We start from the raw sequence: 17,310 nt of genomic DNA, 5'->3' as shown, positions 1-17,310 counted from the left end.
TCTGATGAGAGTTAAGCCAGTGTGGTCAGGTGTTCTGGTTTGTTTTATGGTGATGTTTTTCAATGCCCAGGCAATGGCAAATGGCTGGGATACGTATAAGAGCCGTTTTCTCCAGTCAGACGGACGCATTATTGATACGGCGAATAATAATGTCAGTCATACAGAAGGCCAGGGTTATGGCATGTTGCTGGCGGTAGCTTACAACGACCGTGCAACCTTCGATCGGCTCTGGACATGGACGCGTACCACCCTGCGCAATCCGCAAAACGATCTGTTTTACTGGCGCTATGTCCCCACCGCTCAGGACCCCATCGCGGATAAAAATAATGCTTCCGATGGCGATGTGTTGATTGCATGGGCATTACAACGTGCGGCGCAAAAATGGAATGTGGCCGACTACCAGCAGGCATCAGATCGTATTCAACGTGCGATAGTCAAACTTGATGTGGCGGACTTTGGTGGTTACACCGTGCTGATGCCTGGCGCGCAGGGATTCAATAAAAACAGTTATGTTGTTTTAAATCCCTCTTATTTCTTGTTTGTCGCCTGGCAGGAGTTTGGTCAGCGCAGCCATTTACAGGTCTGGAACAAGCTGATTGACGGTGGGATGACGCTGCTGGGTAAGATGCATTTTGGCAACAGCGATCTTCCACTGGATTGGGTTGCGCTGAATGCGGACGGTTCAGTGGCCCCCGCGGTCGGTTATTCGAACCGCTTTAGTTATGATGCCATCCGCGTACCGCTGAATATCTGGTGGTACGATCCACAAAGTCTGGCGCTGGGCCCTTTCCAGCGTCTCTGGCAGGGTTACGGTCGTATGAATACGCCGGCCTGGTTCGATGTCCTGGCCAATACGGCAGCACCTTACCATCTGGAAGGCGGCTTGCTGGCGGTGCGCGATCTGGTGCTCAATGAAACGGGCTACCTGAGTGACAAACTGGCGCCTGAGCAGAACTACTTTTCTGCCAGCCTGCAGCTACTGACCTGGATGGCTTATCAGGAAAAGCATTGATAACTGTCTGAATCGCAACGGCGGCATCCTTTCGTTATTCGCCACTGAAAGGATGCGGCTGTGGCAAATTTCGCTTTTGCTGTCTCCGCCTTTCTGAATCCTCTGCTTCCGCCGCCTTAAGCCACAAAAAAACGCTGCGATAGGATATACTTGACGCGCTTTTCTTGACGGATATCTACGCTCTTAGCGAGCCGGGAGTAAATTTTTGCGCGTAAGCCGATCACTTACGATAAAACAGATGGCGACGGTTTCTCTCATTGCGACGGTGACCATCAGCATTTTTATCGTTATTCAACTGTTCCATTTTGTGCAGCAGCGCAGGATTGAATACGCCCAGCAAATGGAAAATATCGCGCACACCGTGCGTCAGCCCCTGTCTGATGCCGTATTAAAAGCTGATATCCCTCAGGCCGAACGCATCCTTAACTCACTTAAACCGGCAGGCATTTTGTCGCGTGCGGATGTGGTGTTGCCCAATGCTTTTCAGGCGCTACACGCGAATTTTGAAAACGAAAAACCGGTGCCCAGGCTGGTGGCCCGCCTGTTTGAGCTGCCGGTACAAATCACGCTGCCGCTCTATTCGGTGGAGCATACGGGCTTACCCAAGCCGCTGGCTTATCTGGTGCTGCAGGCCAACTCATCGCGTGTTTATCAGTTTATCCTGAGTACGCTCTCTACGATGATTGTCACCTATCTGCTGCTGGCGCTGATCCTCTCCGTCTCCATTAGCTGGTGCATCAACCGGTTGGTTGTACATCCACTGCGGCGTATTTCACGTGAAATACAGGAATTGCCGCCCCAGTCGATTCTTACGCATAAACTGACGCTGCCGGCGGATCACCGCGACGACGAAATCGGTATGTTGATTCGCAGTTACAACCGCAATCAACATGTACTGGAGTCCATTCATGACGAGATGAGTCGGTTAACAACGCATTTTGACGTCACCGACCTGCCTAACCGGGCGCTGTTTGTGGCGTTGCTGGAACAGTTCATCGGTTATCGACGGCAGGCCTTTAGTGTCATGGTCATCCGTATTGAGACCTTACAGGAAGCGAATGGCGTACTAAGCGATGAGCAGCGCGATACGCTGATGTTGACGCTGGTCGAGAAAATTCGCAGCACCCTTGATGACCACACCGTATTAGCGCAGATCACCACCAGTGATTTTGTCTTGCTGATGAAATCGGCCAACACGCCGTTCCGCGCCCTGCGTCTGGCCCGCAATCTGATGATTCGCCTGAATCAACCTGTAAACCTGCATCAGCTACAGCTGCGGCCTAACGCCAGTATCGGTCTGGCATTAAGCGAAGAGCGCGATACGACGGGCGCCGTTGAGATGCTGGACAGAGCGACCTCGGCAATGATGTCCGCGCGCCGGCTGGGGAAAAATCAGATCCTGTTTTTTGACGCTGCATTGACCGAACGCGCGCAAAAACGGTTGACCCAGGAACACGATATTTTACAAGGCCTGCACGACGACCAGTTTGCCCTCTACCTGCAACCACAGATCGATATGAGGACCGGTAACTTAGCCGGGGCGGAAGCGCTGTTGCGGATGCGTCAGGCTGACGGGAGTTACGGTTTACCCGAGGAGTTTATTGCCAGTGCCGAAGAAATCGGGGTGATTTCTGCTATTGGGCGCTGGGTATTTGAAGAAGCCTGTCGCATTCTGGCGGGCTGGCAGCGCCATGGCATGACGGTGCCGCTAAGCATCAACATTTCAGCCGTACAGTTACGTGATGCCAGCATCGTCAGCCATTTGCAATCGCTGTTGGCGCGCCATTCTATCGCGCCAGGCTCGCTGGTGCTGGAGATGACCGAAACGGCGGAGATCGGCGATGCTGAACAGGCTATTTCCCTGCTACGGATGCTGCAAAAAACCGGTGTTGCTGTCGCGCTTGATGACTTTGGCATGGGGTATTCCAATCTCAACTACCTTCATCAGTTCAAGTCATTACCTGTTAACAAGCTGAAAATGGATCGCAGCTTTGTCGCCGCCTTACCCGAGGATGACACCATGGTTCGCATCGTTGCTGCCATCGCGGATATTATCGACCTGGATGTGATTGCCGAAGGCGTGGAAACCTGCGAGCAACGCGACTGGCTGCTTGCGCGTGGTATCACGATTGGTCAGGGCTATCTCTATTCTGAGGCCGTCCCGCTGGCGCAGTTTAACGAACAATGGATTGGCAAGCCGCCACTGCACGAATAACCCTCTGATTCCTTGATTTTGCAAGAATTTTAGTTACAAAACCCCTTGCTGAAGCGTTTCAGTTCAGAATTACGCTTGTATCATTTCCCCTGACTTTGCAGCCCTGTATTAATCACGTAAACAGAGTGTTATTTTCTGTCAACTGTCTGGTCCGGCCTGCCTTGCCAGCCAGTCACAATAAAAAATCCGACAACATTACCCTATTCGTTAGTGGATACCTGTTTATGAAACTATTTAAAAGCCTTTATTTCCAGGTTCTGGTCGCCATTGCCATTGGTGTACTCATGGGCCATTTCTATCCAGAATTAGGTACCCAAATGAAGCCGTTAGGGGATGGCTTCGTTAAATTGATCAAGATGATCATCGCACCCGTTATTTTCTGTACGGTTGTGACCGGTATCGCCGGAATGGAAAGCATGAAAGCCGTGGGCCGCACGGGTGCGGTTGCGCTGCTCTACTTTGAAATCGTCAGTACCATCGCGCTGATGATTGGTCTGATCGTGGTTAACGTCGTTCAGCCTGGTGTGGGCATGAACGTCGACCCCGCGACGCTGGATGCGAAAGCCGTGGCCATTTATGCCCAGCAGGCCGAGCAGCAGGGCATCGTTGCCTTCTTACTGGATGTGATTCCGGGCAGCGTGATTGGTGCCTTCGCCAGCGGTAATATCCTGCAAGTATTGCTGTTTGCCGTTCTGTTCGGTTTTGCGCTGCATCGTCTGGGCAACACCGGCACCTTAATTTTCAACGTGATCGAAAGCTTCTCCAAAGTTATTTTTGGCATCATCAATATGATCATGCGCCTTGCACCTATTGGGGCATTTGGTGCCATGGCCTTTACCATCGGTAAATATGGCGTCGGTTCACTGGTACAGCTTGGGCAGCTCATTATCTGCTTCTATATCACCTGTATTCTGTTTGTGGTGGTGGTACTGGGGCTGATTGCGCGCGTGTTCGGTGGCTTCAGCATCTTTAAATTCATTGCCTACATTAAAGAAGAGCTGCTGATTGTGCTGGGAACCTCCTCATCAGAATCCGCACTGCCACGTATGCTGGATAAAATGGAACGGCTGGGTTGTAAGAAGTCCGTTGTCGGATTGGTGATTCCAACCGGTTATTCCTTTAACCTGGATGGCACCTCAATCTATCTGACGATGGCGGCCGTCTTTATCGCCCAGGCAACCAATGCCCACATGGATATCTTCCATCAAATCACGCTGTTGGTCGTATTGCTGCTCTCTTCGAAAGGCGCAGCCGGGGTAACGGGCAGTGGCTTTATTGTCCTGGCGGCGACGCTTTCGGCAGTGGGACATTTACCGGTTGCAGGTCTGGCACTGATTTTAGGCATTGACCGCTTTATGTCCGAAGCACGTGCGCTGACCAATCTGGTGGGTAACGGTGTTGCAACGGTGGTCGTGGCAAAATGGGTCGATCAGTTGGATAAAAAACAGCTGGGCGACACGCTGGCGGGCAAAAATAAGGCAAAAAACCCGTCAGAATCGGCGATTTAACGCTTGAATGTGATTTAATCCTCTCAAATGCCCGCTGTCACTTGCCCTGACAGCGGGCATTTGGATAATAAACCCCACTTGTTTTTTTCAACGTTTTTCACTTCGTTGCGTGACATCCCGGTCTTCCTGTGGTCAAACCTGTTGTTAATGATCGGCAGCGCGAATCGGCAATGATCGGTCCGCTTATAAACGCGGCTAAACGTGCCAGTGATAACGATTTTTGAATTGTTTGAGTAGGGGTTCACATGCAGGGCACCAGAATTCGGCTTTTGGTTGGTGGATTAGTGCTGGCAGCGACCAGTTACGGTGTGCCAGCAGAAACGCTGCAACCTGATCCAGCCTGGCAACAGGGAAGACTGGATAACGGATTTAACTGGCAACTGTTGGCAACACCGCAACGGCCAAGCGATCGCATTGAATTGCGTATGGTGGTAAACACCGGCTCACTGGTAGAAAGTGCGCAGCAAACCGGTTTCAGCCATCTTCTGTCACGTCTGGCGATGGTGCATAACACGGCGCTGGATACTAACCAGCAGCGCGCTTTGTGGCAGCAGAGTATCGATCCACAGCGACCTTTACCGCCCGTTATTTCTTCGTATGATTACACGCAATACAACTTAAGCCTGCCTAACAACCGTCCTGAGCTATTGAAAGAAGCCTTGAACTGGCTGGCGGCCACGGCAGGGGATATGGCCATTACCAATCAGGTGGTGGACACAGCCTTGTCCGCTTCTGACCCGGTAAGAACCTGGCCGGCGGATACCCAGGATGTCTGGTGGCGCTATCGGCTGAAAGGGTCGGCATTGTTAGCGCATGACCCGGCTGAAAAACCGCGCGCGCCGGTGGACACCGCGCAGCTGAAAAGTTTTTACCAGCAGTGGTATACGCCAGATGCGATGACACTGTATGTCGTCGGTAACGTAGACAGCCGCAGCCTTTCCGAGCAGATCAACAAAGCGTTCTCACCGCTGGAAGGTAAGCGCAGCACGCCAGCGGCGATGCCTACGCTGTCGCCTTTACCGCACGATCCCGTCAATCTGGTCAGCGGGGGATTAACGCAGGACAGGTTGTCGCTTGTCTGGGATACACCATGGCAGCCCATCCGGGATTCGCAGAACTTACAGCGTTACTGGCGAGGCGATCTGGCGCGTGAAGCCCTGTTCTGGCACGTTCAGCGGGCCATGAGCAACAGGAAAGCACAAGGTGTGCAGGTCGGCTTTGACTGTCGGGTGCTGTACCAGCGCGCGCAGTGTTCCATCAATATGGACACGCGCAATGACAGTCTTGAACAGAACATGAATCTGGTCGCTCGTGAGCTGGCTGCCGTTCGCGATAACGGTTTGCCTCAGGACGAGTTTGATGCCCTGATGGCGCAAAAGCTGCTGGAACTGAATAAGCTTTTCACGACCTATGCCCGCACAGACACTGACGTATTGATCAGCCAGCGCTTACGTTCTCAGCGCAATTCAGTGGTGGATATTGCCCCAGAGCAGTATCAAAAGCTGCGTCAGGATTTCCTTGCTGGCTTAACGCGCGATCAGCTGAATCAGGAGCTGCGTCAGCAACTCAGCCAGGAATTAATGATGGTGTTGATTCAGCCGGAAGGCGAAACCGAAACCAATGTGAAAAGCCTCAAGTCGGGCTGGGATAAGCTCATGACGCCGCCCGCGACAGCGTCTGCACCGGCGACCGGCAGTGATGCCAGCCAGCCGGAGAGCAGCGCCGCAGGTGACGCAGCGCCTCCGGCTTCCTGATCCTTCAGGTTTTTGCCCTGAGCCATTCGGTCACTAACATCGGCCAACTGGCGAGGGGCAAATCCGCTACGCCACGGATACCAAAACCGTGCCCGCCCTTCTGGTAGAAATGCACTTCAACTGGCACATTGTGTTCCCGTAATGCGCTAAAAAATACCATGCTGTTGTTAACGGGGACGGCATCATCATCGGCGGCATGGATCAGCAAGGTCGGCGGTACCTGATTGTGCACCCGCGTTTCAAGAGAGTAAGCATCAATGGCTTTCTGATCGGGCCATGCTCCTAATAAGCGGGTGCGTGCACCTTCATGGGCCAGACCGTCACGCATACTGATGACCGGATAAACCAGCACCATAGCGTCCGGGCGGGGTGAAAAGTTTTCAGCACTGTCCTGAACCGGATAGAGTTTCTCGGCGAAACGCGTACCCAGACTCGCGGTAACGTGACCGCCAGCCGAAAAGCCCATCATGACGATGTACTTACCGTTCAGCCCACGCTGTGCACGTTCACGCAGTACGCGAACGGCGCGCTGTGCATCTGCCAGCGGTGCATCTGGCCCTTCATGATGTCCGTCGTAGGGCAGGCGATAGGTCATCACGGCCAGCGTATAACCCATTGAAGTAAAAAAGGTGGCGAGCGCGCTGCCTTCACGATCGATCATGATGCGTTGATAGCCGCCGCCTGGCGCGACCAGTAACGTAATCCCATTAGATTCCACAGGGTGCCAGATAGCCATTTCCGGGCAGCGCACGCCGGTTGCCACGCGATCGTAGGGTTCGTACTCTTTTGCTGTATCCACTATCTGGGGCTGAGCACGAGAATCGCTGGCACCGGGCGCATCACCATTTGGCCAGATATTAATAATTTCTGTATTCATAGCTGTGTCCTGATGCGAAAGATGTTGTCGTTGTTTTGTTCGCGGCCGTGAAAACAGCATCCTGCTGTCGCTGTTTAAAAGATGGCTTCTTTTAGCCTAATCGTCCAACTTAAAACCGCGCAAACGCCGAGATTCAGACTATACCTGGCATCAGTGATATTGCGCTAACCTGATAATTTTAAAGGAATAAAAAATAATTAAGATTAGCGGTTATTAACGGACGAGAGCGGGATGGCGCAAGAATAAAACGGGATGACTGACTTAAGCTAAATGCAGGGGGTTTCATATTGCCCTGACGGAAACGGCAGACATATTTCCCCCGTTTTTCTTTAAAGAAAGTGATGTGTTCCTGCGCGGCTCGCGTTGTGCAACTGACAAGCCCGGCGCCGCTGAGCCAGAACTGCGGTGCTATAGGCTTGCATCGATCACCAGCCTGTCCCGATCGCCAGATTGCCAGAAGGATGACCAGCCAGTCTCCCAGTCATCGCCCCCAGGATCGCGGAAGTATGTTCCCTGGCCACTTCATGAGGCTTTTAAGGTCTTCCCCCCCTGGGCGATGCGCGGCGATTACGTGGGCATCGCTTCCCGCGGGATAATTGCCCCACGAAACTGAATAACCGTGCTGGCCGTAAGATGACCGCGCAGCGCGGCATCTTTAACAGAAGCACCCACAAGACGTTGTGCCAGATAGCCCGCACTGAACGAATCGCCGGCTGCAGTAGTATCGATTATCTTATCTTTCGCCAGCGTGATTGACGGAACCTCCGTTACTGGCTGGCCTTCAACGGCAATCAGGCAGGATTCTGCTCCGCGCTTGATAACAATCTCGCTCACGCCCGCCTGGCGCGCCCGTGCAATGACATCCTCCACAGGCTGATTGCCCCATAACAGATGCTCATCATCCAACGTCAGGAAAGCAATATCCGTATTTTCAAGCATTTGTTGGTAGGCCTGGCGGGTACTGGCGTTATCTTTCCACAAGCGAGGCCGGTAATTATTGTCAAATATCACCTTGCCCCCGTTCCTGCGGCAGTTTGCAAGCAACTGCATGAGTGCTGCACGGCTCTGATCAGGCAGAATCGCAAGGCTGATACCGCTGAGATACAGATAGTCGTAATGCTCAAGCTGCTGACAAATCGCTTTTGCCTCAGGGCCATCAAGCCAGTATCGTGCCGCCGCATCGCTGCGCCAGTACCAGAACGAGCGTTCGCCTTCTTCATCGGTTTGGATCATGTACAGGCCTGGCATTTTGTTTTCAAGCCGTTGAATCAGTCCGGTATTGACGTTTTCCTGCTGCCAGCTGGCGATCATTTGTGCGCTAAAGGGATCGTTCCCCAGCGCCGTAACGTAATCCACCTTGATAGTGTGTTGATCGACCTGCCGGGCAAGGTAAACAGCGGTATTGAGCGTGTCACCGCCAAAGCCGCGTTTGATGTTGTCACCTTTCTCGGATAGCTCAATCATGCATTCACCCATAATGGCGATGTTTATGTGCGTCATGGTTTCAGGCCTGTCGTTAACGTTTGCTTCAGTCTCGCGTTTGTCAGCGTTGTCGTCAACGTTTTAAAACGCCGTTTTAATTTAATTTATGGTGATGTAAAGCGATAATTAACCCGATAAAGCGGCTTGTTTCGGCGATTGTCGCAATAAAAGAGGCGTAGACTCGTTGCTTCAACGTGGCCCGGTTTTCACTATGTTATCGAAACTTAAGCGATAATTACCGCTGAGCCGCCAGATGAAGGCGCTTACTATCAACCAGGAAAAGACCATGGTTATGGAGAATATTAGTCAATGGCTACCTTCTTCAACTGACATCAATCCCCAGCAGAAAAAACGTCTCTTCTGGCAGCAGTGTCAACGCCGCTATACCTTTCAGCCTATCTATAAAGTCTCAGGGCGACTATTGGCGGTTGAACTGCTGACGGCGGTTACACATCCGTCTGAACCGACGAAAAATCTGTCTCCTGAAGCCTATTTTTCTGCGCTGGAAATCGCGCAACGCCTTGATATTGTGCAGGAGCAGTTAGAGCTGCTCGCCCAGTGGGAATCTTTTTTTGCCTGCAATAACGTCATGGCTTCAGTGAATATTGACGGCCCTTCATTGTCATTAATACAACATCATTTGCCGATTCGTAGTCTGATTACCCGTTTACCCTGGGTGCGCTTTGAACTGACCGAGCATCATGTCTTGCCTCAGGAAGAGATGGTGGCGCAAATGCCCGAGCTGGGACCCTTGTGGCTGGATGATTTTGGCTCAGGTATGGCGAACTTCTCTGCATTAACTGAGCTTAAATACGACTACATCAAGCTGTCACGTGAACTTTTTATTCTGTTACGCGCGTCAGATGAAGGCCAGGTGTTGTTTCCCATGCTGTTGTCGTTGATCAATCGCTATTGCAACGGCGTGATCGTTGAAGGCGTCGAAACGCAACATGAGTGGGAGCAGGTTAAGTCGTCACCCGCGATGGCAGCGCAGGGATACTTTTTTTCACGCCCGGCGCCTTTTTCCGAACTGGAGCATCTGCCTGTACAACTTGATTGATCCCTTCCCGCGCGCTCTCGACTATCTTTAACGGAGACCGTGAAAGAGCAGGGAGGAAGCCTAATGTCACGCGCCGGAAAAACTGTAAGCTGGATTGGCGGGATTTTAGTCGTGCTGATCGTCGTGGTGGTAGTGGTCATTGCAACATTCGACTGGAATCGCCTGAAACCAACAATTAACCAGAAAGTGTCTGCGGAACTTAACCGACCCTTTGCCATTCGTGGTGATTTGGGAATCGCATGGCAGCGTAACCGTGAAGAACCCGGATGGCGTGCCTGGATACCCTGGCCTCATCTGCACGCCGAAGACATTATGCTGGGTAATCCCCCTGATATTCCCGATGTCACTATGGTGCATTTGCAACGTGTCGACGCCACACTTGCGCCGCTGGCATTACTGCATAAAGAGGTTTTTATCCCCTGGATAAAGCTGCAGCAGCCGGACGCACGTCTGATCCAAACCGCGGATAAGAAAAACAACTGGACCTTTACCCTCGCGAACAGCGACAGCAAAGACGACAAGGCGCCGCCATCGGCCTGGTCATTCCGTTTGGATAATATCCTGTTTGATCAGGGGAAAATCCTTTATCGCGATGCCGTTAACAAGGCGGATGTGACGCTTAACGTCAACCCACTGGGTAAGCCTGTGCCTTATTCGCAAATCGCGGGCGGTGACGACAGACAAAAAGGGGCGGGTGATTTTGTCTTTGGCTGGCAGGCAACGGGTAGCTACAACAATGAAAAACTCACGGGTGAGGGCAAGATCGGCGGCATGTTATCCCTGCGTAGCCAGACAACGCCTTTCCCGGTACAGGCAGACGTGCATAATGGCAGTACGCGCGTTCAGTTGACTGGCGGTGTGCAGGACCCACTGAATCTGGGTGGACTGGATGTGCGCCTGCGTTTTTCGGGTGATACGTTGGCGAATCTGTATGGCCTGACCGGCGTTTTATTACCTGATACGCCGCCTTATGAAACCGATGGTCGCCTTATCGCTAAATTTACGGGGAAAGAGGGCGGGGTTTTCCGTTACCAGGGGTTTAATGGTCATATTGGCGACAGCGATATCCACGGTTCCCTGACCTACAGCCAGGGCAAGCCGCGACCAAAACTGGTGGGTGAACTCCGCTCGGATCAATTACGCATGGCGGATTTAGGCCCGCTAATCGGGGTTGATTCTGGTAAGGGCAGCGAGAAAACCGAACTGGCCAAGGCGAAACGCGGTGAAAAAACCACGCAGCCTGCCGATCGTGTCCTGCCTCACGACAAGTTTGATACTAAAAACTGGAACGTCATGGATGCGGATGTGAAGTTTAGCGGCAAACGTATCGAACACAGCAATTCGCTGCCATTAAGCGATCTTTATACCCATTTACAGCTGGATAACGGTAATTTGCTGCTTGATCCGCTACGTTTCGGCATGGCTGGCGGTAACCTCAACAGTACGATTCGGCTGGAAGGCGATCGCTCGCCCATGCGGGGCCGGGCTGATATTCATGCCCGCAAACTTCGTCTGCGCCAGCTGTTTCCCAATGTGCAGGCAATGCAGAACAGCCAGGGACAACTGAACGGTGATGCCAGCTTAACCGGCACCGGTAATTCCGTTGCTGACCTGCTGGCAACCAGTAATGGTCAGTTAAAACTGCTGATGAACGACGGGCTGATCAGCCGCAATCTGATGGAAATCGCGGGATTAAACGTTGGTAATTATCTGGTCGGCAAGCTGTTTGGTGACGATGAGGTCCGTATTAACTGCGCGGCAACCGATCTTAAGCTGCAAAATGGCCTGGCCACCCCAGGACTGTTTGTGTTTGATACGGAAAATGCCGTTATCAACGTGACAGGAACTGCAAACTTTGCCAATGAACGCCTGGATCTTTCTGTTAATCCAGAGAGTAAAGGTATTCGCGTCGTGACCCTACGCTCTCCTTTGTACGTTCGCGGCACGTTCAAAAATCCGGATGCCGGCGTGAAGACCGGTCCCTTACTGGCACGCGGTGCGGCGGCGGTAGCGCTGGGTGCCGTCGTCGGGCCCGCAGCGGCGCTCCTGGCGCTGATTTCGCCCAGTGATACGGACGATAACCAGTGCAGCCGGGTACTGCAGCAAATGAAGAAGAAGTGATCAGTTACGATAGAGCACTTTTATAATGTGGTAACCAAAAGCGGTTTTCACCGGCCCAAAAGGTTGTAACAACGGGCAGGTGAACGCCGCTTTATCAAAGGCCGCGACCATTTTTCCCCGACGGAACTCTCCCAAATCTCCCCCGTTCCGGCCAGAGGGACAGAGAGAATGTTTGCGGGCAAGTTGCTGGAAGTTTTCGCCTTTTTGCAGTTTTTCCAGCAGGGCAGTCGCCTGCGCCTCGTGTTTCACCAGAATATGTAAAGCCGCGGCAGTTTTCGCCATGATGATGTCTCTGTTGTGTATAATCGTCCCCCATTATAAACCTGTCTTTTCAAATCGCAGATGCGTTAACGGCGCATATTCATTGAGTCAGTGCTGACGGGCTACCGCCCTCACTGCGGTTCGAAATCGGTCTTCTATTTCAACAGAGCGATTCCCTATGCGTTTAAACTCCAGCCAACAACGAGCCGTCGAATTTGTTACCGGTCCCTGTCTGGTTCTGGCGGGTGCAGGCTCGGGGAAAACCCGCGTGATCACCAATAAAATCGCGCATCTGATTCGTGAATGTGGCTATCAGGCTCGCCATATTGCTGCCGTCACTTTCACCAATAAAGCCTCGCGCGAAATGAAAGAGCGCGTGGCGCAAACGCTGGGACGCAAAGAGGCACGCGGCCTGATGATCTCCACGTTTCACACGCTGGGGCTGGAGATTATCAAGCGCGAATATGTGGCGCTGGGGATGAAATCCAACTTTTCCCTGTTCGACGATCAGGATCAACTGGCGTTGCTCAAAGATCTGACCAGCGAATGGCTGCAAGAGGATAAGACATTACTGCAGCAGCTGATTTCCACCATTTCTAACTGGAAAAACGATCTGGTCGATCCGCCGAAAGCGGCAGCATTAGCCCGCTCAGAGCGCGATAACCTCTTTGCCCACTGCTATGCACTTTACGATCGGCATCTTAAATCCTGTAACGTGCTGGATTTTGACGACTTAATTCTGTTACCGACGCTTCTGCTACAGCGTAATCAGGACGTCCGCGAGCGCTGGCAACAACGAATTCGTTACCTGTTGGTGGATGAGTACCAGGATACGAACACCAGTCAGTATGAACTGGTCAAGCTGCTGGTCGGTGCCCGGGCGCGTTTCACCGTCGTAGGGGATGACGATCAGTCTATTTACTCCTGGCGCGGTGCGCGCCCGCAAAATCTGGTCCTGCTTAATGAGGATTTCCCGGCGCTGGAAGTGGTTAAGCTTGAGCAAAACTACCGTTCTTCACAACGTATCCTTAAAGCGGCGAATATCCTGATCGCCAATAATCCGCATGTGTTTGAGAAACGTCTGTTTTCTGAACTGGGTCTGGGCAGTGAACTCAAGGTCCTCAGCGCGAACAGCGAAGAGCACGAAGCAGAACGGGTGACGGGCGAACTGATCGCCCATCACTTTATCAATAAAACCCAGTATAAAGATTACGCCATCCTGTACCGCGGTAACCATCAATCCCGCGTGTTTGAAAAATTCTTGATGCAGAACCGCATCCCTTACCGCATTTCCGGCGGGACCTCCTTTTTCTCGCGTCCCGAGATCAAGGACCTGCTGGCATACCTGCGAGTGCTGACGAATCCCGATGATGACAGTGCTTTTTTGCGCATTGTGAATACACCACGGCGCGAAATTGGTCCGGCAACGCTGCAAAAGCTGGGCGAGTGGGCCAATGTACGTAACAAAAGTCTGTTTAATGCCAGTTTTGATGTCGGTCTGGGACAAACGCTGACCGGGCGTGGGCTTGAACATTTACAGCGTTTTACCCATTGGCTCAATGACATTATCCAGCTCAGCGAACGTGAGCCGGTTAATGCCGTGCGTGATTTAATACGCGGCATCGATTACGAAAGCTGGCTGTTTGAAACGTCGGGCAGCCCTAAAGCTGCCGAAATGCGCATGAAAAACGTCAATACCCTGTTTCAGTGGATGACGGAAATGCTGGAAGGTAGCGATCTGGATGAGCCCATGACGCTGGCCCAGGTTGTCACGCGCTTCACGCTGCGCGACATGATGGAACGCGGTGAGAGCGACGAAGAGCTCGATCAGGTGCAGCTCATGACGCTTCACGCCTCTAAAGGGCTGGAGTTTCCCTACGTTTTCCTGGTTGGCATGGAAGAAGGGCTGCTACCGCACCAGAGCAGCATCGATGAAAATAACATTGAGGAAGAACGCCGTCTGGCGTATGTCGGCATCACCCGCGCGCAGAAAGAGCTGACGTTTACCTTATGCCGGGAGCGCCGTCAGTATGGCGAACTGGTTCGTCCCGAGCCCAGCCGCTTTTTGTTGGAACTGCCGCAGGACGATGTGATCTGGGAAACCGAGCGGAAAGTGGTGAGTGCAGAAGAGCGCATGAAAACCGGCCAGAGTCGCGTGGCCGGATTGCGTGCAATGCTGGAAAAGGCGAAAAAGAGCTAATCAGTCGCTGAGCGGATGAGGTAAGCGGGATCAGGAAAGCGTCAAAGACCAGTGGACATAGGACTGATAATGGCTTTCCTGTTCAAGCAGCTCGGCCCGCAGCGGATGGACGTCCAGCCAGCCTGCCGGTAGCGTGACATGCAAGGCTTCATCATCTGCCTGCATACGAACGGCGGGTAAGGTGTCATCACGACGGCGAGTGGAGAAGATAATGGACAGTCGCAGCAGACGACACAAACGCTCGGCCAGACGCGGTGGCAGGGCATTTTGTTGCGTCAGTAGAGCAAGGTCGATGCTGCCACTTTGATTTTGCAGTAAGCAGGCAAGCAGCTTTTTCTGCGCCGGTGTAAAACCCGGAAGGTCGAGATGGCGAACCAGATAGGCCGCGTGCTGCGGGGCCTGACGAAAATCGACACTCAGCCCGATTTCGTGAATCATACAGGCACTAAGCAGTAGCTCCCGACAGCGCTGGTCTAGCTTCCAGCTAACACTCACCTGACGAAAAAAGCTTTCCGCCAGCTGGCGTACCCGGTCGGCCTGACAGACATCAATATTGAAACGGCGCTGCACATTTTGCAGCGTACGGCTGCGAATGTCGCGATCGACAGGCAGATGCAGCATACCGTACACCAGACCTTCGCGAAGCGCGCCACCGGCCAGGGTCATGCTGTCAATGTTGAGTTCCTGGAAGATGGCAATAAGAATGGAAAGCCCACTGGGGAACACTAACGCGCGTTCCAGCGTCAGGCCTTCAATTTCAAGCTCTTCGAGTTTGCCACACTGAATAGCGCGCTGCTTTAACTGTTGCAGCTTGCTCAGGGTGATGCGCTCATCCATGCCCTGGGCCACCATGATTTCCTGGAGGGCCTGAACCGTTCCAGAAGCACCAACGCAAACCTCCCAACTCTGTTTACGCAGTTCTGCTGTAACAGGTTTTAGCATCGCTTTGGCTGCTTCTTCTGCCTGGTCAAAATTTTCTTTAGCCAGGTGGCGATCGCCAAAGAAACGCTCCAGCCAGGTGACACAGCCCATTTGCAGGCTATACAGCACATTGGCATGCGAACCATCGCCAGTGGCTAACTCTGTGCTGCCACCGCCAATGTCTACCACCAGGCGTTGATCAGAACCCCCGGTGGTATGCGCTACGCCCTGATAAATCAGACGCGCTTCTTCTTCGCCACTAATCACATTGATGGCGCAACCCAGAATCTGCTGTGCCTTATCAAGGAATTCCTGCGCATTCGCCGCGATACGCAGCGTGGCGGTTGCGACCACCCGAATCTGATCGGGGGGAATATCCTGAAGCTGTTCAGAGAAAAGCCGCAGACATTGCCAGCCGCGAGCCATGGCGTCGGCGGACAGACAATTCGATTTATCCAGGCCAGCGGCCAGGCGCACCTTGCGTTTGATTTTAGCGATGGTCTGAATACTTCCCGACACTTCGCTGACTACCAGCATGTGAAAGCTGTTAGAACCTAAATCAATGGCAGCATAGAGAGTCGATGCGCTTAGCATGGTCAACTTAACCCGAACGTTTACGGTTGTTATGACGTGGTGCACCGCGGCGGCCGGTGTTGTTGCCTCCACGACGCTGACCGTTGCCTGAACGACTACGCGTCAGACGTTTCGGTGGCGGTAATTCACTTAACAGCGCATCGCTGTTGTACTTGCTCACCGGGATACTGTGACCAATGTACTCTTCAATGCCGGGCAGATTTAACGCGTACTCTTCGCACGCCAGGCTGATAGAGTGACCGCTTGCGCCCGCACGGCCAGTACGGCCAATGCGATGAACATAGTCTTCGCGGTCGTCAGGCAGATCGTAGTTAAACACGTGGGTAACGGCGGGAATATGCAGGCCGCGTGCTGCCACATCAGTTGCCACCAGGATATCAATATCACCTTTCGTGAAGTCATCCAGGATACGTAAACGTTTCTTCTGCGCCACGTCGCCGGTCAGCAACCCGACCCGATGGCCGTCTGCAGCCAGATGGCCCCAGATGTCTTCGCAACGGTGCTTGGTGTTAGCGAAAATGATTGCCCTGTCGGGCCACTCTTCTTCCACCAGCGTCTGCAGCAAGCGCATTTTCTCTTCGTTTGACGGATAGAAAAGCTCTTCTTTGATGCGATGACCGGTTTTTTGTTCAGGCTCAACTTCAACGTATTCGGCACTGTTCATGTGCTCGAATGCCAGTTCACGCACGCGGTAAGAAAGCGTGGCAGAGAAAAGCATGCTCAGGCGTTGGGTCGCGGCAGGCATGCGGCGGAACAACCAACGAATATCTTTTATAAAGCCGAGATCGAACATGCGATCGGCTTCGTCCAGCACCATGACCTGAATGGCACCAAGGTTGACGTGATTCTGCTTGGCATAGTCAATTAAACGGCCGGTGGTGCCCACCAGAATGTCGACACCTTGTTCCAGCACTTTTAACTGTTTGTCGTAGCCATCGCCACCGTAAGCCAGACCTAATTTAAGGCCGGTCGATGCCGCCAGAGGTTCCGCATCGGCGTGAATTTGCACTGCAAGTTCACGTGTCGGTGCCAGAATTAAGGCGCGCGGTTGGTTAACCTGGCGGCCCTCTGGAGCAGGGTGAGAGAGAAGATGATGAAACGTTGACGTTAAAAACGCCATCGTTTTGCCGGTACCGGTTTGCGCCTGACCTGCGACATCACGCCCTGAAAGCGTAAATGGCAGTGCTAACGCCTGGATAGGCGTGCAGTTATAAAACCCTTTAGTATCAAGGGCTTCCACCACCAGAGGGTGCAGGGCGAAGTCGGAAAACTTCTGTTCAGTTAAGTGTGTTTTGCTCATAGTGT

General features: G+C 52.8%; 12 protein-coding genes. 7 read left to right on the top strand and 5 right to left on the bottom strand.

Translation table 11 applies throughout. The features are described from left to right. Positions 1-4: 4 nt before the first annotated feature. The 4 genes from QNH99_RS21125 to QNH99_RS21110 all read left to right on the top strand — a co-directional run bounded on the left by QNH99_RS21125 (position 5) and on the right by QNH99_RS21110 (position 6,489). The gene (locus QNH99_RS21125; RefSeq protein ID WP_063877870.1) at positions 5-1,012 is read left to right on the top strand and encodes a glycosyl hydrolase family 8; all 1,008 of its coding nucleotides are present in this window, start codon (positions 5-7) and stop codon (positions 1,010-1,012) included. Between the two features lie 205 nt (positions 1,013-1,217). Then, the gene (gene hmsP / locus QNH99_RS21120; protein ID WP_109717906.1) at positions 1,218-3,227 is read left to right on the top strand and encodes a biofilm formation regulator HmsP; all 2,010 of its coding nucleotides are present in this window, start codon (positions 1,218-1,220) and stop codon (positions 3,225-3,227) included. Positions 3,228-3,445: 218 nt separating this feature from the next. Continuing rightward, positions 3,446-4,735 (top strand): dicarboxylate/amino acid:cation symporter, encoded by a 1,290-nt coding sequence (locus QNH99_RS21115; RefSeq protein WP_172823917.1) that lies wholly within the window; start codon positions 3,446-3,448, stop codon positions 4,733-4,735. A gap of 245 nt (positions 4,736-4,980) precedes the next feature. Beyond that, complete coding sequence (locus QNH99_RS21110; RefSeq protein WP_410517160.1) at positions 4,981-6,489, top strand: M16 family metallopeptidase; 1,509 nt, start codon at positions 4,981-4,983, stop codon at positions 6,487-6,489. Between the two features lie 4 nt (positions 6,490-6,493). On the opposite strand, the gene QNH99_RS21105 is transcribed toward QNH99_RS21110, so the two are convergent. Continuing rightward, entirely contained in the window at positions 6,494-7,366 is an 873-nt protein-coding gene (locus QNH99_RS21105) for an alpha/beta hydrolase (RefSeq protein ID WP_063877876.1), read from the bottom strand. A gap of 567 nt (positions 7,367-7,933) precedes the next feature. Beyond that, positions 7,934-8,866 carry a sugar kinase gene (locus QNH99_RS21100; protein ID WP_283350578.1) on the bottom strand — a complete coding sequence of 311 codons (933 nt, stop codon included), beginning with the start codon at positions 8,864-8,866 and terminating at the stop codon, positions 7,934-7,936. Positions 8,867-9,134: 268 nt separating this feature from the next. On the opposite strand from QNH99_RS21100, the gene pdeH reads away from it, so the two are divergent. After that, positions 9,135-9,908, top strand: a complete 774-nt coding sequence (gene pdeH, locus QNH99_RS21095) for a cyclic-guanylate-specific phosphodiesterase (protein ID WP_063877878.1) — start codon at positions 9,135-9,137, stop codon at positions 9,906-9,908. A 63-nt stretch (positions 9,909-9,971) separates the two neighbouring features. Continuing rightward, a complete protein-coding gene (locus tag QNH99_RS21090) occupies positions 9,972-12,029 on the top strand; it encodes an AsmA family protein (RefSeq protein WP_410517159.1) in 2,058 nt (685 codons plus the stop codon). Here the strand turns inward: QNH99_RS21090 and ppiC are convergent, their stop codons facing one another. Continuing rightward, positions 12,030-12,311 carry a peptidylprolyl isomerase PpiC gene (gene ppiC / locus QNH99_RS21085; protein ID WP_063877880.1) on the bottom strand — a complete coding sequence of 94 codons (282 nt, stop codon included), beginning with the start codon at positions 12,309-12,311 and terminating at the stop codon, positions 12,030-12,032. It abuts the gene before it with no gap. A gap of 157 nt (positions 12,312-12,468) precedes the next feature. Between ppiC and rep the strand changes: the two genes are divergently transcribed. Then, the gene (gene rep / locus QNH99_RS21080; protein ID WP_063877881.1) at positions 12,469-14,490 is read left to right on the top strand and encodes a DNA helicase Rep; all 2,022 of its coding nucleotides are present in this window, start codon (positions 12,469-12,471) and stop codon (positions 14,488-14,490) included. Positions 14,491-14,520: 30 nt separating this feature from the next. Here the strand turns inward: rep and gppA are convergent, their stop codons facing one another. After that, positions 14,521-16,005: a guanosine-5'-triphosphate,3'-diphosphate diphosphatase gene (gene gppA, locus QNH99_RS21075; protein ID WP_063877882.1), complete on the bottom strand. Its 1,485-nt coding sequence runs from the start codon at positions 16,003-16,005 to the stop codon at positions 14,521-14,523. A gap of 7 nt (positions 16,006-16,012) precedes the next feature. After that, complete coding sequence (gene rhlB / locus QNH99_RS21070) at positions 16,013-17,305, bottom strand: ATP-dependent RNA helicase RhlB (protein ID WP_063877883.1); 1,293 nt, start codon at positions 17,303-17,305, stop codon at positions 16,013-16,015. Positions 17,306-17,310 lie beyond the last annotated feature (5 nt).

This window comes from Pantoea allii (assembly GCF_046529425.1).
Taxonomy (GTDB): domain Bacteria; phylum Pseudomonadota; class Gammaproteobacteria; order Enterobacterales; family Enterobacteriaceae; genus Pantoea; species Pantoea allii.
Note: the sequence above shows the minus strand (reverse complement) of the source record. Positions and strands in the feature narration are given on the sequence as shown.

Excerpts from the sequence above, each read along its gene's own strand:
- rhlB (WP_063877883.1), bottom strand. The coding sequence starts at position 17,305 with ATGAGCAAAACACACTTAACTGAACAGAAGTTTTCCGACTTCGCCCTG.
- QNH99_RS21100 (WP_283350578.1), bottom strand. The coding sequence starts at position 8,866 with ATGACGCACATAAACATCGCCATTATGGGTGAATGCATGATTGAGCTA.
- QNH99_RS21110 (WP_410517160.1), top strand. The coding sequence starts at position 4,981 with ATGCAGGGCACCAGAATTCGGCTTTTGGTTGGTGGATTAGTGCTGGCA.
- QNH99_RS21090 (WP_410517159.1), top strand. The coding sequence starts at position 9,972 with ATGTCACGCGCCGGAAAAACTGTAAGCTGGATTGGCGGGATTTTAGTC.
- rep (WP_063877881.1), top strand. The coding sequence starts at position 12,469 with ATGCGTTTAAACTCCAGCCAACAACGAGCCGTCGAATTTGTTACCGGT.
- ppiC (WP_063877880.1), bottom strand. The coding sequence starts at position 12,311 with ATGGCGAAAACTGCCGCGGCTTTACATATTCTGGTGAAACACGAGGCG.
- pdeH (WP_063877878.1), top strand. The coding sequence starts at position 9,135 with ATGGTTATGGAGAATATTAGTCAATGGCTACCTTCTTCAACTGACATC.
- gppA (WP_063877882.1), bottom strand. The coding sequence starts at position 16,005 with ATGCTAAGCGCATCGACTCTCTATGCTGCCATTGATTTAGGTTCTAAC.
- QNH99_RS21105 (WP_063877876.1), bottom strand. The coding sequence starts at position 7,366 with ATGAATACAGAAATTATTAATATCTGGCCAAATGGTGATGCGCCCGGT.
- QNH99_RS21125 (WP_063877870.1), top strand. The coding sequence starts at position 5 with ATGAGAGTTAAGCCAGTGTGGTCAGGTGTTCTGGTTTGTTTTATGGTG.